The organism is Loigolactobacillus backii (assembly GCF_003946275.1).
Taxonomy (GTDB): domain Bacteria; phylum Bacillota; class Bacilli; order Lactobacillales; family Lactobacillaceae; genus Loigolactobacillus; species Loigolactobacillus backii.
Genome location: NZ_RHNQ01000020.1, coordinates 1 through 24,353, shown reverse-complemented (window position 1 = coordinate 24,353; position 24,353 = coordinate 1). Strand labels below are relative to the sequence as shown.

Here is a 24,353-nt window from a genome sequence, read left to right as displayed (position 1 = left end):
CGTCAGTCTAGGCTAATCCTCAGAATCTAACCGCTTTTTCAAACACTCTTCAGTTAAGTTCGCACGGTTCTAGTAAAAATGCTAAAATGAATTTATCAAATTTTATGGAGATTAATTATGACAAAATTATACCCAGATGATAGTTATACGTTGCATACGGATCTTTATCAAATTAATATGATATTGACTTACTGGGAAAAGAATATTCATAATCGTCAGGCCGTTTTTGAATGTTATTTTCGTGATATGCCGTTTGGCAACGGTTACGCAATTTTTGCTGGCCTAGAACATGTTGTTCGTTATATTCAACAGATTAAGTTTTCGGATTCAGATATTGCGTATCTGCGCGAGGCGGAGAATTATCCTGAGGAATTCTTAGACTACTTACGCGACTTTAAATTTACTGGCACAATTCGTTCCGCAATTGAGGGCGATCTTGTTTTTAACAATGAGCCAATTCTTCAGGTTGAAGGTAACCTTGCTGATTGCCAGCTAGTTGAAACGGCGATTTTAAACATGGTTAATTACCAAACTTTGATTGCAACCAAGGCGGCACGGATTAAATCAATCGTCGGTGGTGACATGGTCATGGAATTTGGAACTCGCCGGGCACAAGAAATGGATGCTGCTGTTTGGGGAACGCGGGCCGCTTATATTGGCGGTTTTGATGCCACTAGCAATGTTCGGGCGGCCAAGATTTTTGGAATTCCAGTCAGTGGAACCCACGCCCATTCTTTAGTTCAGGCTTATCGTAGTGATTATGAAGGCTTTAAGGCCTACGCTGAAACGCACCGGGATTGTGTTTTTCTAGTGGATACGTATGACACCTTAAAAAGTGGGGTACCAAATGCTATTCGTGTGGCCAATGAAATGGGCGATCGAATTAATTTCCAGGGCGTCCGAATTGATTCTGGTGATATGGCCTACATCTCAAAACGTGTGCGTCAGCAACTGGATGAAGCTGGCTACACCGAAGCCAAGATTTATGCTTCTAACGACTTAGACGAAAAAACAATTCAAAACTTGAAGATGCAGCACGCAAGAATTGATGTTTGGGGTATCGGAACCAAATTAATTACAGCGTACGATCAGCCAGCACTGGGTGCCGTCTATAAGTTAGTGTCGATCGAAGATAAAAAAGGCATGATGCGCGATACGATTAAACTATCGAGCAACGCTGAAAAAGTGTCGACGCCTGGTAAAAAACAGGTTTGGCGGATTACTAAAAGAGCGGATGATAAATCAGAAGGGGATTACATTACTTTTTGGGATGAAAAGCCTTTGGAACAAGATTCCATTTACATGTTTCATCCGCACTACACTTACATTAATAAAACGATTACTGATTTTAACGCCCGGCCAATTTTGCACGACATTTTTGAGAACGGCAAATTAGTTTATAAATTGCCTAATTTATCAGAAATTCGCCGTTATGCGGCCGCTAATCTTGATTCGTTATGGGATGAATACAAGCGTGATTTGAACCCACAAGATTATCCAGTTGATCTATCACAAAAGTTGTATGACCATAAGATGAAAATTATCCAAGAAGTTAGTAAAAATGTGGGCAAAGAGCAAGATACGATTAATTAAGGAGTGACCTTAATGCGAAAGTTACAACAAGAAATTATTGCGGCAATGAAAACTCAACCAAAAATTGATCCGAAGCTCGAAATTCGTAAGAGTGTTGATTTTTTGAAGGCTTATTTACGGAAATATCCGTTCGTAAAATCATTAGTTTTGGGAATTTCCGGCGGTCAGGATTCAACTTTGGCTGGGCGGTTAAGTCAGATGGCGATCAACGAAATGCGAACTGAAACCGGCGATGAAACTTACCATTTTATTGCCGTTCGCTTACCATATGGTGATCAGGCTGATGAATCTGATGCCATGGCGGCAATTGATTTTATTCAGGCCGATACTATTTCACGGGTTAACATTAAACCAGCTGTTGATGCAACCGTCACGGCGCTTGAAGCCAATCAGTTAAGTATCAGCGATTTCAACAAGGGTAACATCAAAGCACGGCAGCGGATGATTGCCCAGTATGGTATTGCTGGTGCTAAAAAGGGTGTTGTGGTTGGAACTGATCATTCGGCTGAATCGATTACAGGCTTTTACACCAAATTTGGTGACGGCGGTGCTGATCTAGTGCCTTTATACCGATTAGATAAGGAACAGGGTAAGCAATTGCTACGGGAGTTAGGTGCGCCGGTTCACTTATACGAAAAGGTACCGACGGCAGATCTGGAAGAGAATCGTCCTGCATTACCAGATGAGGCAGCCTTAGGGGTGCGCTATGAAGAGATTGACGCCTACCTAGAAGGTAAGGAAGTCAGTCAAAAGGCGGCCGATGTCATTGAAGGCTGGTATTTGAAGACGGCACATAAGCGCCACTTACCGATCACGATTTTTGATGATTTTTGGAAATAATAACAAATGACTTGCGTTTAGGATAATTAATCAGTTATACTAAATTTAAATCATAGGGGAGTAACTTGCAGCAATATCTTTGTTGCGATAACGTCATCAGCAAGAAAAATTATTTTTCTGGTGTTGTCTTAAAAAGTGAGACTTATGTGTGTCTGTTTACTGTGACATACATAAATCGCACTTTTTTTGTATGTTACGGTAGGTAGTGGGATCTTGAAGTAACGAATAGTAGTTATTAGTGTTGAAGGAGGAATAATTTATGGCTCAGCAACAAAAACAACCTTATTACCAACAAAGTAGTAAAGAATTACTGACAAAGTTTTCGACAACGGATGCGGGTTTAAGTAAGCAGGAAGCACAGCAACGGTTAACGCAAAATGGGCCGAATTCCTTAGTCGCAAATAAGCGTAAAAATGTTTTACAACGTTTTATTGACCAATTCAAAGATTTTATGATTATTGTTTTACTGGTGGCCGCATTAGTGGCTGGCTTTTCCGGAGAAATTGCCGATGCCGTGATTATTATGCTGGTTGTTATTTTAAACGCCGTTTTTGGCGTTTTCCAGGAGATGCAGGCCGAAGCGGCGATTGATTCACTTAAAGAAATGTCCGCGCCTAAGGCTAACGTTTTACGCGGTAATAATGTAGTTACCGTTAACAGTGAGGATCTTGTGACTGGTGATATTGTCTTGCTTGAGGCGGGTGATGTTATTCCGGCCGACCTGCGCTTAATTGAAGCGCAGCAGTTACGACTTGAGGAATCTGCCTTAACCGGTGAGTCGGTTCCAGTTGAAAAATCAGTTAAGACCTTAGACGCCGGGACTAACGAAAAAGTAAGTTTAGGCGATCAAGTTAATATGGCCTTCATGAACAGTAATGTAACAAACGGTCGCGGTGTTGGCCTTGTTGTCGCAACCGGGATGCAAACTGAAGTTGGTCGAATTGCCGGAATGTTAAATCAGGCCGACGAAACCAAGACGCCACTTCAGGAAAATCTAAATCACTTAGGCAAGGTTTTAACTTGGATTATTTTAGGTTTATCCGTTTTGATTTTTGTCCTAGGTCTACTTAATCGCCAAGAATCCGTGTTAAATATGCTGCTCACCGCGATCTCTTTGGCCGTTGCAGCAATTCCAGAAGGGTTGCCGGCCATTGTAACAATTACGTTAGCGTTGGGGACGAAGCGAATGGCTAAGCGCCACGCCATTGTTCGTAAGTTGCCGGCCGTTGAAACGTTGGGGAGTACTGACATTATTGCGTCGGATAAAACTGGTACCTTAACGCAAAATAAAATGACCGTTGAACGTATTTTTGAGAATAATGAGTTAACGGACGCTAAAACCAGTCAAGTAACCCTTGATGATAAGGTTGTTCGGATTATGACGTTAGCAAATGATACTAAAATCAATGCTGATGGCGAGTTACTTGGTGATCCAACCGAAACGGCCTTGGTTCAATTTGGTCTCGATCATCAATTAGACGTGGCTGACTTGATTAAGCAGCTACCACGAGTGGGCGAAGTGCCTTTTGATTCCGAACGGAAGTTAATGACAACGATCCATCAATTGGACGATAACCGTTATTTAATTGCGACTAAAGGGGCACCTGATCAACTATTACCCCGAACAACGAGCTATCAATTACATGCTGAAACGCCAGAAATGGACGCTAAAGAACGCGAAACCATTTTGGCCACTAATACCAAACTGGCGAAACAAGCCCTCCGTGTTTTGGGGATGGCGTATAAGATTGTGCCAACGTTGCCAGCTGAGATAACGACTGAAACTGTGGAGCAAGATTTAACCTTTGCTGGTTTAATTGGGATGATTGATCCGGAACGACCGGAAGTGGCCAACGCTGTTGCTGAAGCTAAGGGTGCCGGAATTCGTTCACTAATGATTACTGGGGATCACCGGGACACAGCCGAAGCGATTGCGTTACGCCTTGGAATTCTCCAACCTAATGAACACGATGCGGTAATTACCGGTAGTGAGCTAGATGCTTTAAGTGACGCCGAGTTTGCCAAAAAAGTGCCTGATTATGCTGTTTACGCCCGAGTTGCGCCGGAACATAAAGTTCGAATTGTGAAGGCTTGGCAAAAACGCGGTAAAGTCGTTGCCATGACTGGTGATGGGGTTAACGATGCGCCAGCACTGAAAACGGCAGATATCGGTGTTGGGATGGGGATCACCGGTACGGAGGTTTCTAAGAACGCCTCTGATATGGTGTTAGCCGACGATAATTTTTCTACAATTGTTGTTGCCGTTGAAGAAGGACGAAAGGTATTTGCCAATATTCAAAAGGCCATTCAATACTTGCTTTCCGCAAATCTCGGTGAAGTCTTGACCTTATTTATGATGACAATTCTAGGCTGGCAGATTTTGGCACCCGTTCAGATTTTATGGATCAATTTAGTGACGGATACTTTCCCAGCAATTGCGTTGGGGCTTGAACCAATGGAACGTGATATCATGAAGCATAAACCACGGGGTCGTGATTCCAACTTTCTGTCTGGTGGGGTAACCTCGTCAATCTTTTATCAAGGGTTACTTGAAGGTGGCATTACTTTACTCGTTTATTGGCTAGCGATAAACTACCCAGTTCACGCGGTGGCAAATTTGGCCCACGCGGATGCTCTGACGATGGCCTTCGCAACTTTAGGGATGATTCAGTTGTTCCACGCCTTTAACGTTAAATCGATTCACGGAACGATTTTCCACCGGGGAATTTTTGCAAACCGTTCATTTAATTGGGCCATCTTAGCTTCAGCAGTACTTTTGGCGGCTACGATCGTAATGCCTGGTTTTAACAAATTATTCCACGTGACGCATTTGGATTGGTTTCAGTGGGGTATTGTCCTTGGGGCTTCATTATCAATTGTTGTGATTGTTGAAATTGTGAAGCTCTTCCAGCGTCGTTTCCACAAAGCCTAAAGAGTGTTTGGAAAGGCGCTTAGCTTCTGAGGATTACTAACGATGTCGATCGGACTAGGATAAACCGAAGTCCGAGTCGCAGCCTAAACAGACGAATTACCTTTGAAAAAGGTGATTTGGCTGTTGTAGCTACTATTTCGCAATTGAGGATTATTAACCAAAAACGTTAATAATCTTGATGCTACATACGTTGTCCATTCAACTACGGCGAAAAGCGCCAAGTTGAAACATGGCAACCGCAGGAGGCTGCTTTTCCAAACACGTTTACACTAAATTTGTACTAAATAAAGGTATTTTTTAAACACTCCTAAGCTAAAACAGGTTTGTGGTAAAATGAATTGAAATTAAAATTCAAAATAATAAGAAAGTATCTTCGTGATTATCAGCAATACATCGAAGGTATAAACAGTAGTTGCGACAAGTGTATTTTTTGTTGTAACCACTAGGAGGCAAGTTATGTCAAAAGCACAGCAATTAAAAGTACATTACGCACACGTTGTTGATTCGATGATTCAGACAACCCAAAATTTAACTGGTCAGTTAAATGGAGATTACGAGTTGATCAAACAAGCAATTGCCACCGATACTGTCGGTGAAATTGCCAATGATCAGTGGCTGAGTATTAAAAAGAATTTTAATGCCGGTGTTGCCGATTACCAGAAAAGTTTAAAAACGCTAAAAGACGTTCGACCACCAGCTAAAGCGATGGGCTTGCAGCACTCACTTTTAACGGCCTACACGGATTATGTTGCTGGCTGCGGGGCAATGGCGGATGCGGTTGATGCCGAGAAACATACCGTTGACGTGGCAGCATTTACGTCGGCAGAACAGCAGCAGGATCAGGCGTCAGAGGCAATGAACAAGCAAGTGAGTCGCTTGTCATCCGTACTTTCTTAAATCAAGATTAAAATTTAGGTTGACAAACTCTCATTTTATTTTTATACTTTAATTATTCAAATCAGAAATAACGAGGTCACAGCCATGAAAACAAGTAATCGTCAAAAGTTGAATCGCCAGTTCTGGCAAAGCCAACAGTAGACGGATTGACGTAGGTGCAATCTGTCAGATGCAGATTGTATCTATGTTGGCTGTGCTCTTTTAAAAGTGCCCGCATAGATCGTATACTATGCGGGTTTTTGTTTGCTTAAAGCAATTACCCACCAGACTGGGCAATTGCTTTTTTGTTTGAAAAGTATTTTCCAAACATACTTAGGTTATTTCGTAAGGGGAGGAATTATTATGTTAGAGCTGCAACAGGTTGTAAAACAAATTGGGGGCGGACAAAAATGAAACGAATGATCGGTTTAATTGCTATTCTAGTCGCTTTTTTGGGAGTTGCTTTCTTTCAAGAAGGTGGCGTTAAAACGACAGCACCACAAGAAATCAAGAAACCAACCATCGGTATTTTGCAAACAATGTCGCATCCGGCCTTGGATCAAATCACTAAAGGAACGATTGATCAGCTAAAGAAGCGGGGCTACGTCAACGGTAAGACGGCTAAAATTGATTTTGAAAATGCTCAGGGCGATCAAAGTAACCTTAAATCAATGGCGGATCGGTTTGACAATGAGGATACTGATCTTAATATTGGGATTGCAACACCAGCGGCCCAATCAATTGCCAACGCAAACAAAACGACACCATTGATTCTTGGGGCAATCTCTAATCCAAAGAGCGCTGGGCTAGTCAGTAACTACAAGCATCCAGGTGGCAACATTACGGGGGTTTCGAACCTGACACCAACGAATGATCAAATTCGTTTGGTTCGTGAAATTATGCCTAACGTTAAGGAGTTAGGTGTAATGTACACTTCCGGTGATCCTTCGGCGGCCGCTGAAGTTAAAGTCGTGCGGCAAGTAGCACCTAAGTATGGTTTTAAGCTTAAAGAATTCACTGTTTCTAACTCCAGTGATGTGGATCAAGTTGCGCAAACGATGCTGCAGCAGGTCAAGGCCGTTTACGTACCAACGGATAATACGATTGCAACCGCTATGCAAACCTTGGTAAAAGACGCTAACAACGCGCACGTACCAGTATTTCCACCAGCTGGAACAATGGTCCATGACGGCGGTTTAGCCACTTACGGAATCAATCAGTATCAATTAGGGGTTGCAACGGGAAATATGGCGGCCGATGTGTTGCAAGGCAAAGCAAAACCAGCAACGACGCCAATCAAAATTATTGCTAAGGGCGATTTAGTACTAAACATGAAAGAAGCCAAGTTATTGGGGATCAATATTCCGACACACTTAGTGAACGAAGCTTCTAAAAAAGGAGAGATCATTCGATGAGTTTAATAGTATCTGCAATTGGGCAAGGCCTATTATGGGGCATTATGGGCGTTGGATTATTCCTAACTTTTAGAATTCTAGATTTTCCAGATATGACTGTTGAAGGAACTTTCCCGTTTGGAGCGGCAGTTTGTGTGACGGCAATTACCCATGGTGTTTCACCAATTTTGGCGACACTCTTGGCTTTTGGTGCGGGGCTGCTAGCCGGGCTTGTCACTGGCTTGTTGTACACCAAAGGTAAAATTCCGATTTTGTTAGCCGGAATCCTTGTAATGACGGCGTTATATTCGATTAATTTACGGGTAATGGGTAAAGCAAATGTGTCTTTGTTAAATCAAAAAACATTATTCAGCTTTCCATTCTTAAAGGCATTACCACAATATTTTGACAGTATTTTTATTGGCCTGTGTTTAGTGATCGTAACGATTGTCTTTTTAGTTTGGTTCTTACAAACTGAATTAGGCCAGTCCTTTATTGCAACTGGTGATAATGAATTTATGGCCCGTTCATTAGGAATTAAAACGGACGGTATGAAAATTATGGGCCTAATGGTCTCTAATGGTTTTATCGGTTTATCCGGCGGTCTGATGGCCCAAAGTAACGGTTACGCTGACGTTTCAATGGGAATTGGGGTCATCGTTATTGGCCTTGCTTCAATTATTATCGGCGAAGTTGTTTTTGGCGAATTAACCATGAATCAACGCTTAGTTGCCGTGGTGCTTGGCAGTATTCTTTACCGCTTTGTTATCCTGATCGTCTTGCAATTAGGCTTCAATACCAATGATCTGAAATTAATTTCGGCAGTTGTCTTGGCCTTTGCTTTGATGCTACCAGCATTTCAGACTAAATTTCATACACGGCAAATGATTCGAAAGGGGCTGACAACACATGACGACTAAAGAAGAATTATTAAGTTTAAAGGATGTTGTAGTCTCAGTTAATAATGGTAACGAATTGCGACCAATTCTAAAAAAATTAAACTTAACCATTAACGCTGGCGACTTCATTACAATTTTGGGAACAAATGGTGCTGGTAAAACAACGTTATTCAATACGATTGCCGGTAACCTCCACCCAACCAGTGGCCAGGTTTTACTACGTGGCCAAAATATTGCGCAACAAAATGAAGAGCAGCGAGCCAGTTTTTTAGCCCGTGTTTTCCAGGATCCAAAAATGGGAACGGCCCCGCGAATGACCGTTGCTGAGAATTTATTGTTAGCAACGCAACGTGGTCAAAGAAGAGGGTTACGATTACGCAAGTTACGCCAAAATCGTGATCGCTTTCGTGAAATGTGCGCTGAAATGGGAAATGGTTTAGAAAACCATTTGGACACACCAACGGGTAATTTATCTGGTGGGCAGCGACAGGCGCTAAGTTTGTTAATGGCGACTTTGACCAGCCCTGATATTTTACTGTTGGATGAGCACACGGCGGCACTTGATCCCAAAACAAGTGAACAATTAATGCAATATACCATGGAACGAATTAATCAGAATCACCTTACTTGTTTAATGATTACCCATCATCTAGAGGATGCATTAAAGTACGGTAATCGCTTGGTGGTTATCGATGATGGCCGCATTGAAGCGGATTATGATGCTAAACAAAAGCAGACGATGACCCGGGAGAAATTGTACGATTTCTTTGATGAAACAATTGGTTAAGTAGTTAATGAAAAACGGCAGCGTGAAGTGACTCGTTGTACCAGACTAAAATCTGGTGGCGAGTTACTGCACGCTGTTGTTTTTGATGTGGTGGTTGGAAAATACTAGTGAGAGTGTTTTCCGGACTAATTTAGTTGAAACGTGTTTGAAAAAGCAGATTATTGCGTATAGCTACGCCAGTCGAACGATTCGCTGCGCGTCTCTTTTCGCCTAGCTAGGCTATACGCAATAATCTGCTTTTTCAAACACTCTCTAGTAATTTAGGTGAAAAGTACCGTATAATAAAAGCTAGAAGAAATCACTGACAAATAAACGATCTATTGTTTAAGTCGTGAAAATTAAGTGTAGGAGAATTAGTAAATGGATAACGCAGTTTTACAGCGGACAATTAAATTACTGCCCCAATATCAAGCAAAACAAATTAAGGCAACGTTAGAACTATTGACCAGTAGCAATACGGTTCCCTTTGTGGCCCGTTACCGAAAAGAAGCTACTGGTAATTTAGATGAAGTTCAGATTCGGGAGATTGAGTCTGCCTACCATTACCAGGGTAACTTGAGTAAACGCCAGGCTGAAGTTTCCAATATTATTGCTGAACAGGATAAGCTGACTGATAAATTGCGCCAACAAATTGCGGCGGCACAAACGCTTCAGGAAGTGGAAGATCTTTATTTACCGTACAAGCAAAAGCGCCGGACCAAAGCTACGGTTGCTAAAGAAAGTGGTTTAGCGCCCTTTGCAACTTATTTATTGCAACTACCAAATAGTTCGGCGACCGCACTACAACAAAAGGCTGAGGAATACGTTGATTCAGAAAAGAATGTTCCTGACGTGGCGGCCGTTTTCGCCGGTGCCCACGAAATTTTGGCCGAACAATTTAGTGATAACGCAGATTTTCGTCGTTGGATTCGGCAATATACGGAAAAAAATGCGCATTTTATTTCGCAAGTTAAAACTAAGGCGGAAGATGAAAAACAAGTTTACGCGATTTATTATGATTTTAACGAACCTCTAGCAAAGATGGTATCTTACCGTGTTTTAGCAATCAATCGGGGCGAAAAGGCCGGTATTCTCAAGGCCCATCTTGAAGTCTCCGACCGGCCGATTATTTGGCACATGGCGCAGCAAGTTTTGCGGGGCACGACTAACACTGCGGCACAGTACGTGCAAGCGGCCATTGAGGATGCCTATAAACGATTTATTGGTCCAGCAATTGAGCGGGAAATTCGGAATCAATTAACTGAAAGTGCTGGCGACCAAGCGATTGCTGTTTTCGGGGATAATTTGAAGCATTTGTTACTGCAGGCACCGCTAAAAGGGCGGGTTGTGCTTGGGTTTGATCCAGCTTACCGCACAGGCTGCAAATTGGCCGTGGTTGATCCGACCGGTAAATTTTTAGATAAGTTAGTCATTTACCCGCACAAACCAGCTAACGCCGAAAAACGCAAGGCCGCGGCACCAGCATTTAAAAACTTGATTGAAAAAAATCAGGTTGAAATGATTGCGATTGGTAACGGAACGGCTAGTCGAGAATCAGAACAGTTTGTCGCCGAAGTGCTAAAAACAATTGACCGGAAAGTTTATTACGTCATTGTTAACGAGGCTGGTGCCAGTGTTTATTCGGCCAGTCAAGTGGCCCGGGATGAGTTTCCAGAATTTAACGTTGAAGAACGGAGTGCGGTCAGTATCGCTCGCCGGTTGCAGGACCCTTTGGCCGAGCTGATTAAAATTGACCCAAAAGCGGTTGGGGTTGGTCAGTACCAACATGACGTTTCCCAGAAGCACCTGGGTGAACAGCTAGATGTTGTTGTGGAAAATGTGGTAAACAGCGTTGGGGTTAACGTTAATACAGCCAGTCCAGAGTTATTGGCCCATATTTCTGGCCTGACGAAAACAACGGCCCATAATGTCGTCACGATGCGTAATGAAGTTGGTAATTTTACCGATCGAAAGGCGCTTAAAAAAGTGCCCCGCTTAGGACCAAAGGCGGTCGAGCAGTCAGTTGGATTTCTTCGCATTATTGGTGGTAAAACGATTTTGGATAATACTGATATTCATCCAGAAAGTTATTCACTGGCTAAGCAAATTTTGGCCCATTTTGGGTTAACTTTGGCCGATGTTGGCCGCGAAAAGGCGAAGAACACCTTGCAACAGGCAAATGTGGCTGAATTGGCCAGTGAATTTGAAGTTGGCGCCGTTACGTTACAAGATATTATTGCTGGATTGATCAAACCAGGTCGTGATTTGCGGGATGATTTTGCACAGCCATTATTGCGGACGGATGTGTTGACCATCGCTGATTTAAAAGCAGGGATGGCTTTAGAAGGTACCGTACGGAATGTGATTGATTTTGGCGCTTTTGTCGACATCGGCGTTAAGCACGATGGTTTGGTTCATATTTCGCAATTAGCTGATCATTTTGTTAAGCGACCTAGCGATGTGGTCTCGGTTGGTGATATTGTGCACGTTTGGGTCTTAGCGGTTGATAAAGAGCGTGAACGGGTGCAGCTAACAATGTTGCCGCCAGAGGAAAAGCATGGATAACACTGACTTAACTAAATTGGTGCAGGAGGTTTCGTTAACCTCATTTAAGCGGCCCTTTAAGCACGTTGCTGTTTTTAACCCACGTTTACGGACAACTGGGGGCCGCTATGATTTACGTGATCACCATATTGACATTAACCCTAAAATGTATCAGCATTATGGCAAGCAAGTTTTAATTGGTATTATCAAGCATGAACTGTGTCATTACCATTTACATTTAACTGGTAGTGGTTACCAGCACCGAGATGCAGCCTTTAAAAAATTATTACTTCAGGTTGGTGGGAGTCGCTACGCACCGGCTTTACCGCAGCAAGTTGTCAAAAAGAAGTACCAGTACGTCTGTCGCAAGTGTGGTCATCATTACCAGCGACAGCGGCGAATTAATTTGAAAAAGTATGTTTGTGGCCATTGTCACGGTCATTTACAGTTAATTACAGAAAGAGGGGAATCTTATGCGTGAAATTGGAATTGGTTTGCTCGGTTTGGGGACAGTTGGTAGCGGGGTTGTTCGTTTATTACAGGATAATCAGGCGAAAATTTCATCAATTACTGGTCGCCGGTTAACCATCAAGCGAGTCATCGTTCGGCACCCAGAAAAACACCGCGACACTAAGCTGGATGGTGTACCGATGACGGCTAACATTGAGGATATGATTCAGGATCCGGCCGTTCAAATTGTGGTTGAAGTGATGGGAACCATCCAACCGGCGGAAGACTACATAAAACGTCTATTACAAGCGGGGAAACACGTTGTTACTGCTAATAAGGATCTAATTGCCCAAAAAGGCGGCGAGTTGGTTGATATTGCGGCAAGAAAACAACGTGATCTCATGTATGAGGCTAGTGTTGCTGGTGGAATTCCAATTTTGCGAACGATTGTTAATAGTTTTGCTGCTGATCAAATTTTAGAAGTTAGTGGGATTGTTAACGGGACAACTAATTATATTTTGACGCAGATGAACCAGAAGAAAGTTAGTTACGCAGCGGCCTTGAAATCGGCCCAGGACTTAGGCTTTGCTGAAAGTGACCCAACGAACGATGTTATGGGAATTGACGCCGCTTATAAAATGATTATCTTAACGCAGTTTGCTTTTGGCATGAGCCTTAAATTGGAAAACGTCACTGTCGAAGGAATCGACAAGGTTCGGCTGGAAGACATTCAACAGGCACAAAGTTTGGGCTACACGATTAAGTTAATTGGTGACGCCAAGGAAATTGATGGTAAGGCAAGTGTTTCCGTGGGACCAACATTAATTGCAAACAGCAATCCATTGGCGGCTGTACAAAACGAAAATAATGCCGTGGTTGTTAAAAGTGCGGCGGTTGGCAACACAATGTTTTACGGACCTGGCGCGGGTGAGCTACCGACGGCCAACAGTGTTGTCAGTGATATTATTGCCGTAACCAAGGATATTGGGATTGGCATTACCGGTAATACTTTTAACAGCTACCGGCACCAGGTGGCCATTGCACCTAATAGTGCAGTTAAGTCCGCGTACTACCTCGCATTAAGGGTGCGGGACATTCCTGGGCAAATGTTGGCCTTAACCCGAATTATGGCCGAATCGAAGGCCAGTTTCCGCCAGATTTTTCAAACGTCCAGCGATGGTGATTTTGCCCGGGTTGTTATGATTACCCACGAAATTAGTTTGGCCCAATTAGAGAAAGTTCAGGAAAAAGTAGCCGTATTAGAAAACATTGAATTAATCTCTAGTTACCGGGTTTTGGATTAATTATGACCTTAAAGTGTTCGGAGGTTCCTGTTTTCAGGGCGCGGTTTTCGTGCTAGGAGAATGCCAGTAGCAGTCCAAGCTTGCTTGGTAGCTGCTATGGACAACGTACGCAAAAGGGCAACGGTTCATAGTTGCCAACATTGCTTGTTGCGCTAGTGGATATCATCCGAAAATAGGATTTTGCGGCAACGTAAAATGGACCTTATAGAATTGAGGAGGAATGAAAGTGACAGTTATTCGTGTACCGGCGACAAGCGCCAACCTTGGACCAGGTTTTGATTCAATTGGAATTGCTTTGAATTTATATCTGACTTTAGAAATAAAAGAAGCGCGGCAGGATTGGTTAATGACGCAGCCTTTTAGTGCCGACATTCCTTCTGACAAACGTAATCTCATCATCAAAACTGCCTTGGCCTTAGTACCTGATTTACCGCCGCATCATTTAGTGGAAACGACAAATATCCCTTTGGCTCGTGGCTTGGGCAGCAGTTCTTCGGCAATTGTTGCGGGAATTGAGTTGGCCAATCAACTTGGTGGTTTGGGATTAAGTAATGAAGAGAAGTTACAAATTGCGGTTCGCCTGGAAGGCCATCCGGATAATGTAGCGCCAGTAATTTACGGTAATTTTGTCGTTGCAACATTTGATGGTGTTCAAGCTAATGCAATTAGTGCGCCATTTCCGGCCGCAAAGGCGTTAGTTTTCGTGCCAGGCACTAAGTTACTGACTGCAAAAAGTCGGGCAGTATTACCGAAACAGTTATCATTAAGAAATGCAGTTGCGACGAGCTCGGCGGCCAATGTTTTGGTGGCGGCCGTTTTACGGGGGAATTTACAATTGGCAACCCAAATGATGGGCCGCGACCAATTTCACGAAACCTATCGCCGGCAGTTAGTTCCGCAACTAGGTAAAATTCGTCAGGTATTACAGAATGAAGGTATTTACGGAACCTACTTAAGTGGCGCCGGACCAACAGTGTTGACAATGGTTGCGCCAGATAGCTTGGTTACCGCACAAAAAGCCGTTAAACAATTAGCGTTGGCTGGTGAATGGTTAACGCTGGATGTTGACACCAGTGGATTAATGGTTACTAAGTAGTTTCTGAGAAGTCTTTAAAAAAAAGTTGCACCAGTAAAAATAATTTGCTAAACTATAAAAGTTGGCAATTGCGGTTGTGGCGGAATGGCAGACGCGTCAGATTAAGGATCTGGTGGGATATATTTCCCGTGCTGGTTCAAGTCCAGTCAGCCGCATCAATGATAGATTTGATTAAAAGATTGAGGTTTAGACCTCAGTCTTTTTTTTGTCCATTTAAATAATTGGCCGCAAGATCTGTGCTAATGCTTTTTTAATTAATTTAGCGTAAACGTATTAAAGTAAATCGATCAATGATACACTAATGTAAATTGACAGCGGTTTATAGTAGTTATTATAATGGGGTTAGGATCTTTTATTTGATACACTAGTAGTTGGATTGGACGGGGATTTTGAAGGGAGCAAGCAGATGAGGCGTGTTGAGCGAATTTATGATTACGTTTTAGATGGTACTAAGCAACTAACGGCCACTGCAATTGAACAAGGTGCAGGGCCGACAACTAAATCAGTTGCCGCGGCCTTGGAAATTGTACGACCGAATGTTTCGAAGGCACTAAATGATTTGGTTCGTTCTGGGAAATTACAAAAACTAGCTGGCCGGCCAGTGCGTTATTTACCAGCCAAATTTTTGGTTCAACCTGATGCAATCATACGCAAAACGGCCGATCCGGTAACTGCAATGCCAGCACAACCCACGCAAGTGACCAATACTTTCTCAGTTAGTAAAACTGATTTCTTCGATAAAATGATTGGGGCAAATGGGAGTCTAAAGAACCAAGTGGAACAGGCCAAGGCGGCCATGCTTTATCCACCTAAGGGGTTAAATACATTAATTGTTGGCCCAACTGGTTCTGGTAAAACTTTTTTTGCCAATGGGATGTATCAATTTTCGCAAATTCACCACATTATTGATAAGAATCAACCATTGATTACCTTTAATTGTGCTGATTACGCTCATAATCCAGAGTTGTTGATGTCACATCTGTTCGGGTACACCAAGGGTTCGTTTACCGGCGCCAACGAAGATAAGGATGGTCTTATTCAGGAAGCAAATGGTGGGATGCTCTTTCTTGATGAAGTTCACCGATTGCCTCCAGAAGGACAGGAAATGATCTTTTATTTTATGGATCATGGAACTTATAGTCGATTAGGTGAAACTGCAAAAACGCATCACGCCGACGTTCGCTTAGTGTGTGCGACGACTGAAAATCCCGAGAGTAGTCTGTTAGCAACCTTTGTCCGCCGGATTCCGATTCTCATTCAGCTACCGACGTTTAATACGCGGCCGGCCAATGAACGATTGTCCTTATTACGCGCGTTATTTTCATTAGAGGCTAACCGAATTCATAAACAAATTCGGTTATCCGAAGATGTGGTTAAGGCTTTGCTGGGCAGTGTTACTTACGGAAACGTTGGCCAATTAAAGTCGAACATTCAGTTGGTCTGTGCCAAGGGCTTTTTGAAAAATATGCAGTCACAGGATGAAATTGTGATTACTTCGGAAGATTTACCGGACAACATTAAGATGGGGATCGCGGCCCTTGCGTCAGATCGGGATGAATTAGGCGAGGTCACCAAATTGCTTGAGCCCTACATGACCGTAGCACCTGAGGAAGCAACTGCCTTGGTCAAGGAAGACGCCTATGAGTTACCCTATAATCTTTACGAAATTATTGGTAGTAAGGCGGCCATTTTAAAGTCAGAGGGGCTTGATCAGGAGCACATCAATAATTTTATTACGACGGATATCAATATTCATTTGAAATCATTTTATAAAAAAAGCGATTTAGATGCCCCTGAAGATGATAAACTGGCCGATATCGTTGATAATGATATTATTAATTTTACGAAGCAAGTTCAATTAAAGGTGCAGGACATGTTAGGCTACACCTTTAAGCAAAATTTTGTGTACGCGGTTAGTTTACACATCTCATCCTTTGTTAAGCGTGTTCAGTCGGGAAAAGTGATTCGCAGTATTAGTGATGATCTAAAAGAAATGGTGGCGGATTACCCGCAAGAATTGGATGCGGCTGGTTTGATCAAAAAAGATTTAGAAGATCATTACCAAGTGCCGATTCCCCAGTCAGAAGTCTATTACATCACGATTTTACTTGCCTCTTTAAAATCTGATCAAGTTGCCGGTAAAGTTGGTGTCGTGGTTGCGGCTCATGGTAGTAGTACGGCCAGTTCAATGGTGGAAGTTGTGGCCAAATTATTGTCACCGGACAATATTGCCGCCTACGATATGCCAGTTGAGATGAGCCCTAAGGTCGCTTACGGCGGCATCGTTAAAAAGGTTCGTCAGGTTGATCAAGGTAACGGTGTTTTACTGTTAGTGGATATGGGCTCGTTGTCGACCTTTTCCCAACAGCTATTTGATGAAACTGGAATTGAGGTCAAAACGGTTGATATGGTGACAACGGCGATGATTTTAGAGGCCGTTCGCAAAACCGAGATGATCGATAATGATTTGGCGGCCATTTATCAGGAATTAAAGGAATTTGGGGGCTATTCCAAAGTTAACGCCGAGACGTTGCCCAATGCGGAAATGTTTACGCAACATAGCAAGGAACCACTCGCAAATTTGCCCAAAGGAATTATTGCGATTTGCTCAACTGGGGAAGGAACTGCCGTTAAGATCAAGCAAATGCTCGATAAAAAATTAGCCCAGCGGTTAGACGATGATATTACTGTGATTCCAATTTCAGTGGTTAATATGAACCAAACGATCTTTAACCTCAGCCAAAAATACCAGATTATCGCTACTACGGGAATTGTTAAACCAAATTTGAATGTTCCGTATATTTCCCTAGAAAAATTATTGCAAGGTGACGGGGAAGACTTCTTTGATCAGGTTATTGATGGATTAGACACAAAAGATATCCAAAAATCTAGTCCTAGTTTAACTAAGGAATTGTGTGAGGAGTACATGCGCGACTACTTCATGTACATTAATCCGCATAAATTAATCGATGTTCTTTGGTCCTATACGGATACGGTGAGCGGTGAATTGGCCGTTTCGTTTACCAATACATTTAGAATTGGTTTAATTTTACATGTTGCTGGCGCAATTGAACGTGCGTTACTGCGGGATCCGATTTCAGTTGACGATCATGAATTGGCAACAGTCACAAAGTCGCCCTACTATCACAGTATTCAAACAGCTAATCAATTATTACAGAGTAAGTTACAGCTTTCGTTAAATGATGCCGAAACTTACTATATTGAGCAATTATTCGATACACAAACTGAAAAATACGCTTCCTAAATTTTTGTTAATGTATCAATACACTAAAAAATAGTGTATTGATACATTTTTTTGTGGCCGCAAATGGCCGCTAAACAGCGATTTATAACTAATACACAAAAGTTGGCACGGTATTTGCTTTATAGATAGGTGTACGACTGATTTAAACCAGCTTTAATTTAATTTAGGTTAGGCGCAGATAGTTTCAAAGGAGCTTTGATGGCCCATTTGAGACGTTCTCCAGGAGGTGAAACAGTGTTAGCAATTATCATTGCCAGCCACGGCAAATTTTCTGAAGGAATTTTGCAATCGTCCCAAATGATTTTTGGTGAGCAAGATTTGGTCAAGGCCATAACATTTATGCCTGATGAGGGCCCAGACGACTTAATGGATAAATTCCAGACGACGATTGAGTCATTCGGAGCCGATGATCAAATTCTTTTCTTGGTTGATTTGTTTGGCGGGTCACCGTTCAACACTGCAAGTCGGATTGTTGCTGAAGATTTGGATCGTTACGCTTTGGTCACCGGTGTGAATTTACCGATGTTATTGGAAGCGTATACTGTTCGGGACAAGCCGCTTGCTGCAGTTGTCACACACCTTGAAGAGACTGCTAGGGCGGGGGTTAAGCACTTAGATTTAACCATATTTCAGGAGTAACTAATGCTGAAAGGATCGAGTTATCGTGACAATGGACATTTGTTTAGCACGTGTCGATAGTCGCTTGCTTCACGGCCAAGTTGCTACTGTATGGACAAGAAGTGTGTCACCTAATCGCATTTTGATTGTTTCAGATAACGTGGCAAAGGATAAGTTACGTAAGACCCTGCTAGTACAAGCAGCACCGCCAAGTGTTCGAACAAGTGTCATTACGATTGATAAGATGATTCGGATTTATCAGGATCCCTTGTTCGACGATTTTAAAGTTTTGTTGTTAACGGAAACTGTTGAGGACATGGTGCGTTTAGTCAAGGGCGGCATTAACCTTAGTCACGTTGGAATTAACATTGGTAGTTTAGTTTTCTTGGACGGAATGAAGTTGATTACCAATTCAGTTGCCGTTGGTCAAGAACAGGCTGATGCACTACGTTATTTACATAACGAAGCGGATTTAGACGTTTTTGCCCAAAAAGTTCCGGCAGATCGTAAGCAAAATTTAGGCGATCTGCTCACAAAAAATGGTTTCTAATTGAAGGCTCAGACCCAGTGTCCGATCTTCATTTTAAACAATAAATTGACAGGTTTTCCTGTTGGTTGGGTAGTTGGATAGCTACTCTGCACTTATTCATAATATTTTATTGTAATGGGAGGTAAAAAGATGGTAGGAATTATCATTGCTAGTCATGGTAAATTCGCCGAAGGTATCTTGCAATCCGGAACAATGATTTTCGGGGAACAAGAAAACGTTAAAGCTGTTACGTTGATGCCAAGCGAAGGCCCTGATGACATTAAGGCAAAATTGGAAGATGCAGTTTCATCTTTCGATAATCAAGATGAAGTGTTGTTCTTAGTCGATCTTTGGGGCGGTACGCCGTTCAATCAAACAAACAATTTGTTTGAGGAGCATAAGGACAAGTGGGCGATCGTAACTGGTCTAAACTTGCCAATGTTGCTTGAGGCGTATGGTTCACGAATGTCAATGGATTCAGCACACAAAATTGCGGCACACATTTTAGCTTCAGGTAAAGACGGAGTTAAGATCCGGCCAGAAGAATTAGCACCTAAGGCTCCAGCAGCCAAGGCAGCTGATGCGGGTGCTAGTGCCGGTAAGCCTGGATCAATGAAATACGTGCTTTCACGGATTGATTCACGTTTACTTCATGGTCAAATTGCAACGGCTTGGACTAAATCAGTTCAACCAACGCGGATCATCGTTGTTTCAGATTCTGTTGCTAAGGATGATTTACGGAAGAACTTAATTCAACAGGCCGCACCAGTTGGTGTTAAGGCTCACGTTATTCCAATTTCCCAAATGATCAAGATTGCCAAGGACGATAAGCATTTTGGTGGTCAACGTGCGCTCCTTCTTTTTGAAACACCACAAGATGCCTTACGGGTTATTGAAGGCGGTGTTCCAATCGAGACACTTAACGTTGGCTCAATGGCTCATTCAGTTGGTAAAGTACAACCAAATAAAGTTTTAGCTTTTGACCAAAACGATATTGATACTTTTGCTAAACTCAAAGCCGACGGCGTCAAATTTGATGTCCGGAAGGTTCCCGGTGATAATGGGGAAAACATGGATTCTATCCTCAAAAAAGCCGAAGACCAATTGAAACAACAGGCTTAGTTTTAGTAAATACTTGAAGGAAACGGAGGATTAATTACCATGAATTTAAACGCTATTCAAATGATACTGGTTGTTTTCGTTGCATTTTTAGCTGGTATGGAAGGTGTCTTGGATGAATTCCATTTTCACCAACCAGTTATCTCTTGTACGTTAATCGGCCTTGTAACCGGGGATTTAGTTCCTTGCTTAATTTTAGGTGGGACGTTACAAATGATCGCTTTAGGCTGGGCTAACGTTGGTGCCGCTGTTGCACCTGATGCTGCCTTAGCCGGTGTTGCATCCGCAATTATTTTAGTTTTAGGTGGTCAAGGCAAAGCTGGTGTATCATCTGCCATTGCCATTGCCGTACCACTTGCCGTAGCAGGATTATTATTAACAATTCTTGCTCGGACTGTTGCAACTGCTATTGTTCATATCATGGATCGTTATGCTGAAAAAGGTAGTTTTAGAGGCATTGAAACTTGGCATATTATCGCTATCTGTATGCAAGGTATCCGAATCGCTATTCCTGCTGCTTTAATCTTAGCAGTTGGTGCTGGCCCTGTAAGAAGCTTACTTAGCGCTATGCCTACTTGGTTAACTAAAGGCTTATCCATTGGTGGTGGTATGGTTGTTGCCGTTGGGTACGCAATGGTTATCAACATGATGGCTACTGCTGAAGTATGGCCATTCTTCGCCATTGGCTTCGTATTAGGAACCGTTCAAGACTTAACTTTGATTGGTCTTGGTGCTATTGGTGTTTCAATGGCACTCATTTACTTGACACTTTCTAAAATGGGTGGCTCAGGTAAAGGAAACGATAACGGTGGTGGATCCGGTTCTGGTGACCCACTCGGCGATGTCATAGATAATTATTAGTGAAGGGAGCGTACAGAAAATGGCAGATAATAAAATTACTTTAACCAAAAGAGATCGTATCAATGTTTGGTGGCGTTCAACCTTCATTCAAGGTTCTTGGAACTATGAACGTATGCAAAATGGTGGCTGGTGCTATACATTAATTCCAGTTATTAAAAAGTTATATAAGACAAAAGAAGATCGTTCCGCTGCTTTAAAGCGTCATTTGGAATTCTTTAATACACATCCATACTTAGCTTCACCAATTATTGGTGTAACAATGGCACTTGAAGAAGAACGTGCTAATGGTGCCCCAATTGATGACGTTGCTATCCAAGGTGTAAAAGTAGGTATGATGGGTCCTTTGGCTGGTGTCGGCGATCCAGTATTCTGGTTCACGGTTAAGCCAATCTTAGGTGCTCTTGCTGCTTCTCTAGCAATGGGCGGTAACATTATGGGACCAATCATCTATTTCGTTTTTTGGAATTTAATTCGGATGGGCTTCATGTGGTATACACAAGAATTTGGTTACAAAGCAGGTTCTGCAATTGCTGAAGATTTATCTGGTGGTTTATTACAAGATGTCACTAAAGGTGCTACCATTCTTGGTATGTTTATCTTAGGGTCGTTAATTAACCGTTGGGTTGTTGTTAAGTTCACACCTGTTGTTTCGAAGATTCAACAGTCTAAAGGTGCCTTTATTGACTGGGCTAAATTGCCAAAGGGCTCTGCTGGGATCAAAGAAGCTTTGACACAGCAAGCTGCTGGTTTATCTTTAGATAAGTTCAAAGTAACAACATTGCAAGATAACCTAGATCTTTTAATTCCAGGTTTAGCTGGATTACTCTTAACATTCTTATGCATGTGGTTATTGAAGAAGAAAGTTTCACCAATCATCATTATTCTTGGCTTATTCGTTGTTGGTGTTGTATTACACGTATTACACGTTATGTAAGCATAGTGATTTGGTTAAAGGGAGTGGAACAAAAGTCGGTTTTGGGTTTACTGCGTAACGTAAGCTAATCCAATAACCGTACTATGGTTGTTAGATTAGCTGTAGTTAGGCACGTGAACTCAGACTTTTGGCACACGTTCTAGAATAATGATCGGAACAATAAGAGGCTGGGACTTTTGTCCCGGCCTCTTTTTTAAAAGTATTTACGGACATTGGAACCAATTATTAAGTTATCGTGGTACAGTTATAATGTATTATCTAGTTTTAATTTGCTGTAGTTGAATCCGTAGTGTTATTAGCAATATATGGCGGATAACTTGTAATTGCGGCGTAGGGTCTAAATGTTTTTGGGATAAGCGTTAAGAAATACTAGTGTTTGTAAATCTGGCCTATACTTAATCTATTGTGAGTATTGTAGAGAAATGGAGTTGAGCAAATGGTTGAATCAATTAATACGAAAGTCGATTTAGTCGTTGATGCTACGTCCTATTTAGGAACAGCAAAATACGGCAGAATTATGGTTGGTGATAAAGGATTTGAATTTTTTAATGAACATAATGTTCGTGATTTTATTCAAGTTCCGTGGAATGAATTAGATTATGTTTTGGCTTCTGTCATGTTCAAAGGACATTGGATTCCACGTTTTGCCATTCGGACTAAGAAAAACGGTACCTATACTTTTTCGGCTAAAAACCCGAAAAAATTATTGCGATGTATTCGGGTATACGTTGATCCAAGCCACATGGTACGTTCTTTGACATTCTTAGATGTTTTAAAACGCGGTATCGTTGGTCTGTTTAGTAAACGGAAAAAGGCTAAATAGGGCTAATTTATCCATTAAAATCACTATCAGATTTTTTCTGACGGTGATTTTTTAAAATGCTAGAATATTTGGTAAAGGTAATTTTCAAACTTAGCCGAAGGGTATCAATCTATTTTTCGCGGTTTCTTACGCGGATTAATCAGTGTAAGATCAAATAAAATGATTTTCCAACGTATCGGGGAAAAATAATTAACGGTTTTAACTAAATGAAATGAGCAAAAAGAAACGGGGGACCGAAATGATTGAATCAATTAATACGAAAGTTGATCTAAAGGTCAAGGCAACTTTATATGCCGGGACAACGCAGTATGGTAAAATCATCGTTGGTGATAAGGGTTTTGAATTTTTGAACGACCAGAAATACCGTAATTTTATTCAGGTACCCTGGGAAGAGGTTGACTACGTGATTGCTTCGGTTGGATTTAGGAAAAGGCGGATTTCCCGTTATTCGATCCAAACAAAACAACGCGGTACGTATGCATTCTCTTCTAAGGATCCCAAAGAGGTTTTACGAATGATTCGCCAGTATGTCGATCCCAGTCATTTAGTTAGACCAAAAAGTATTTTTGATGGTCTAAGGCATGATTTTGAAAATATGTCTAAGAAAAAAAGTGATTAAACCAGTGAGTGTTTCGATTTTAAGCACGAACTGTATGGTTTACAAAAATCAATAAAATTACTTTTAGACCAAACTTTACTAATGCTATAATAGCGAAGTAGCTAAGGGAGAGTGATGTATCTTGACTAAGGGAAGATCGGCTTACCGAATTAGTATTCTAGCACTTTTTATTGCCATTATTATTATTCAGAATTTTGTACCGCTATTCGGGTACATTCCAATTGGGCCGTTAGATTTAACGACTATTCACGTAACGGTTATTATTGCGGCCATGGTTTTAGGTCCGATCGATGGTGCAATTGTTGGGGGTGTTTGGGGCCTAATCACCTTTATCCGGGCGTTCACTTCGCCTACGAGTCCACTGGCGCCATTAGTTTTTACAAATCCAGTGATTGCCATTGTGCCGCGAATCCTAATTGGTCTGGTAACAGGCTATTTGTTTAACTGGTTAAGGAAAACACACTTACCGCAAACTGTAGGGATGATGTTTGCTAGTTTGGCTGGGGCGCTGACCAATACTATTTTAGTGCTTGGCTTAATTTATATATTTTACCGAAATCCACAAGTGGCGGCAGTTTATCACACTAATTTAAACGGACTACTCAATGTATTATTAGTTGTTGTGGCGACGAATGGTATTCCGGAGGCCATTTTGGCAGCAATTGTTGGCCCATTAATTAGTTTGCCGTTGCAGCGTTACCGAAAAGATTGATGATACAGTACCGTTATTTTGAAGGTCGTAATGAATTTGACCCTAAATTCGTTACGATCTTTTTTTGTATTGTGATTTAACACTATGGAACTAAGAAGGATCGTAAGCAGTAAATAATCGACCGTTTAAAAAAGGCAAACCGGCTTCTCGAAATTGAGAAATCGGTTTGTCTTTTACAT

At 42.0% G+C, this 24,353-nt stretch carries 20 protein-coding genes and 1 tRNA gene; all 21 read left to right on the top strand.

The genetic code is table 11. From position 1 onward, the window contains the following. Positions 1–117 precede the first annotated feature (117 nt). The 21 genes from EKM61_RS05160 (at position 118) to EKM61_RS05060 (ending at position 24,174) form a co-directional block, all read left to right on the top strand. The gene (locus EKM61_RS05160) at positions 118–1,593 is read left to right on the top strand and encodes a nicotinate phosphoribosyltransferase (RefSeq protein ID WP_068222814.1); all 1,476 of its coding nucleotides are present in this window, start codon (positions 118–120) and stop codon (positions 1,591–1,593) included. 12 nt (positions 1,594–1,605) lie between these two features. Then, positions 1,606–2,433 carry an ammonia-dependent NAD(+) synthetase gene (gene nadE, locus EKM61_RS05155; protein WP_068222817.1) on the top strand — a complete coding sequence of 276 codons (828 nt, stop codon included), beginning with the start codon at positions 1,606–1,608 and terminating at the stop codon, positions 2,431–2,433. A 259-nt stretch (positions 2,434–2,692) separates the two neighbouring features. After that, a complete protein-coding gene (locus EKM61_RS05150) occupies positions 2,693–5,365 on the top strand; it encodes a cation-translocating P-type ATPase (protein WP_068376589.1) in 2,673 nt (890 codons plus the stop codon). A 456-nt stretch (positions 5,366–5,821) separates the two neighbouring features. Then, positions 5,822–6,262 carry a hypothetical protein gene (locus EKM61_RS05145; protein WP_068222823.1) on the top strand — a complete coding sequence of 147 codons (441 nt, stop codon included), beginning with the start codon at positions 5,822–5,824 and terminating at the stop codon, positions 6,260–6,262. Positions 6,263–6,651: 389 nt separating this feature from the next. Then, complete coding sequence (gene trpX, locus EKM61_RS05140; RefSeq protein WP_068222831.1) at positions 6,652–7,656, top strand: tryptophan ABC transporter substrate-binding protein; 1,005 nt, start codon at positions 6,652–6,654, stop codon at positions 7,654–7,656. Then, complete coding sequence (locus tag EKM61_RS05135; protein ID WP_068222836.1) at positions 7,653–8,555, top strand: ABC transporter permease; 903 nt, start codon at positions 7,653–7,655, stop codon at positions 8,553–8,555. The genes trpX and EKM61_RS05135 overlap by 4 nt, the downstream gene beginning before the upstream one ends. Next, positions 8,545–9,321 (top strand): ABC transporter ATP-binding protein, encoded by a 777-nt coding sequence (locus EKM61_RS05130; protein WP_068222839.1) that lies wholly within the window; start codon positions 8,545–8,547, stop codon positions 9,319–9,321. Before EKM61_RS05135 ends, EKM61_RS05130 begins: the two co-directional genes overlap by 11 nt. Positions 9,322–9,681: 360 nt before the next feature. After that, positions 9,682–11,865: a Tex family protein gene (locus EKM61_RS05125; protein WP_068376591.1), complete on the top strand. Its 2,184-nt coding sequence runs from the start codon at positions 9,682–9,684 to the stop codon at positions 11,863–11,865. Continuing rightward, positions 11,858–12,325, top strand: a complete 468-nt coding sequence (locus tag EKM61_RS05120; protein ID WP_068222850.1) for a SprT family protein — start codon at positions 11,858–11,860, stop codon at positions 12,323–12,325. The genes EKM61_RS05125 and EKM61_RS05120 overlap by 8 nt, the downstream gene beginning before the upstream one ends. Further along, a complete protein-coding gene (locus EKM61_RS05115) occupies positions 12,318–13,598 on the top strand; it encodes a homoserine dehydrogenase (protein WP_068222851.1) in 1,281 nt (426 codons plus the stop codon). Before EKM61_RS05120 ends, EKM61_RS05115 begins: the two co-directional genes overlap by 8 nt. 226 nt (positions 13,599–13,824) lie before the next feature. After that, entirely contained in the window at positions 13,825–14,694 is an 870-nt protein-coding gene (gene thrB, locus EKM61_RS05110) for a homoserine kinase (RefSeq protein WP_082918476.1), read from the top strand. Positions 14,695–14,764: 70 nt separating this feature from the next. Next, a tRNA-Leu gene (locus tag EKM61_RS05105) sits at positions 14,765–14,849 on the top strand. A 251-nt stretch (positions 14,850–15,100) separates the two neighbouring features. Continuing rightward, the gene (locus EKM61_RS05100) at positions 15,101–17,959 is read left to right on the top strand and encodes a sigma-54-dependent transcriptional regulator (RefSeq protein WP_068376593.1); all 2,859 of its coding nucleotides are present in this window, start codon (positions 15,101–15,103) and stop codon (positions 17,957–17,959) included. Between the two features lie 234 nt (positions 17,960–18,193). Further along, positions 18,194–18,598 carry a PTS sugar transporter subunit IIA gene (locus EKM61_RS05095; RefSeq protein ID WP_068222861.1) on the top strand — a complete coding sequence of 135 codons (405 nt, stop codon included), beginning with the start codon at positions 18,194–18,196 and terminating at the stop codon, positions 18,596–18,598. Between the two features lie 25 nt (positions 18,599–18,623). Then, positions 18,624–19,127, top strand: a complete 504-nt coding sequence (locus EKM61_RS05090; protein WP_068222864.1) for a PTS system mannose/fructose/N-acetylgalactosamine-transporter subunit IIB — start codon at positions 18,624–18,626, stop codon at positions 19,125–19,127. Between the two features lie 129 nt (positions 19,128–19,256). Then, on the top strand, positions 19,257–20,228 hold the full coding sequence (locus EKM61_RS05085) for a mannose/fructose/sorbose PTS transporter subunit IIA (RefSeq protein ID WP_068222867.1): 972 nt from the start codon (positions 19,257–19,259) through the stop codon (positions 20,226–20,228). Positions 20,229–20,267: 39 nt separating this feature from the next. Further along, a complete protein-coding gene (locus EKM61_RS05080; RefSeq protein WP_068222870.1) occupies positions 20,268–21,086 on the top strand; it encodes a PTS mannose/fructose/sorbose transporter subunit IIC in 819 nt (272 codons plus the stop codon). Between the two features lie 19 nt (positions 21,087–21,105). Beyond that, positions 21,106–22,020 (top strand): PTS system mannose/fructose/sorbose family transporter subunit IID, encoded by a 915-nt coding sequence (locus tag EKM61_RS05075; RefSeq protein ID WP_068376598.1) that lies wholly within the window; start codon positions 21,106–21,108, stop codon positions 22,018–22,020. A gap of 436 nt (positions 22,021–22,456) precedes the next feature. After that, complete coding sequence (locus EKM61_RS05070) at positions 22,457–22,843, top strand: DUF956 family protein (RefSeq protein ID WP_068222885.1); 387 nt, start codon at positions 22,457–22,459, stop codon at positions 22,841–22,843. A 238-nt stretch (positions 22,844–23,081) separates the two neighbouring features. Then, positions 23,082–23,462 (top strand): DUF956 family protein, encoded by a 381-nt coding sequence (locus EKM61_RS05065; protein WP_068222894.1) that lies wholly within the window; start codon positions 23,082–23,084, stop codon positions 23,460–23,462. Positions 23,463–23,583: 121 nt separating this feature from the next. Next, the gene (locus tag EKM61_RS05060; protein ID WP_068222897.1) at positions 23,584–24,174 is read left to right on the top strand and encodes an ECF transporter S component; all 591 of its coding nucleotides are present in this window, start codon (positions 23,584–23,586) and stop codon (positions 24,172–24,174) included. The last annotated feature ends 179 nt before the right edge of the window (positions 24,175–24,353 follow it).

Excerpts from the sequence above, each read along its gene's own strand:
- EKM61_RS05100 (WP_068376593.1), top strand. The coding sequence starts at position 15,101 with ATGAGGCGTGTTGAGCGAATTTATGATTACGTTTTAGATGGTACTAAG.
- trpX (WP_068222831.1), top strand. The coding sequence starts at position 6,652 with ATGAAACGAATGATCGGTTTAATTGCTATTCTAGTCGCTTTTTTGGGA.
- EKM61_RS05075 (WP_068376598.1), top strand. The coding sequence starts at position 21,106 with ATGGCAGATAATAAAATTACTTTAACCAAAAGAGATCGTATCAATGTT.
- EKM61_RS05080 (WP_068222870.1), top strand. The coding sequence starts at position 20,268 with ATGAATTTAAACGCTATTCAAATGATACTGGTTGTTTTCGTTGCATTT.
- EKM61_RS05115 (WP_068222851.1), top strand. The coding sequence starts at position 12,318 with ATGCGTGAAATTGGAATTGGTTTGCTCGGTTTGGGGACAGTTGGTAGC.
- EKM61_RS05160 (WP_068222814.1), top strand. The coding sequence starts at position 118 with ATGACAAAATTATACCCAGATGATAGTTATACGTTGCATACGGATCTT.
- EKM61_RS05150 (WP_068376589.1), top strand. The coding sequence starts at position 2,693 with ATGGCTCAGCAACAAAAACAACCTTATTACCAACAAAGTAGTAAAGAA.
- EKM61_RS05135 (WP_068222836.1), top strand. The coding sequence starts at position 7,653 with ATGAGTTTAATAGTATCTGCAATTGGGCAAGGCCTATTATGGGGCATT.
- nadE (WP_068222817.1), top strand. The coding sequence starts at position 1,606 with ATGCGAAAGTTACAACAAGAAATTATTGCGGCAATGAAAACTCAACCA.
- EKM61_RS05065 (WP_068222894.1), top strand. The coding sequence starts at position 23,082 with ATGATTGAATCAATTAATACGAAAGTTGATCTAAAGGTCAAGGCAACT.
- EKM61_RS05085 (WP_068222867.1), top strand. The coding sequence starts at position 19,257 with ATGGTAGGAATTATCATTGCTAGTCATGGTAAATTCGCCGAAGGTATC.
- EKM61_RS05120 (WP_068222850.1), top strand. The coding sequence starts at position 11,858 with ATGGATAACACTGACTTAACTAAATTGGTGCAGGAGGTTTCGTTAACC.
- EKM61_RS05070 (WP_068222885.1), top strand. The coding sequence starts at position 22,457 with ATGGTTGAATCAATTAATACGAAAGTCGATTTAGTCGTTGATGCTACG.
- EKM61_RS05145 (WP_068222823.1), top strand. The coding sequence starts at position 5,822 with ATGTCAAAAGCACAGCAATTAAAAGTACATTACGCACACGTTGTTGAT.
- EKM61_RS05125 (WP_068376591.1), top strand. The coding sequence starts at position 9,682 with ATGGATAACGCAGTTTTACAGCGGACAATTAAATTACTGCCCCAATAT.
- EKM61_RS05130 (WP_068222839.1), top strand. The coding sequence starts at position 8,545 with ATGACGACTAAAGAAGAATTATTAAGTTTAAAGGATGTTGTAGTCTCA.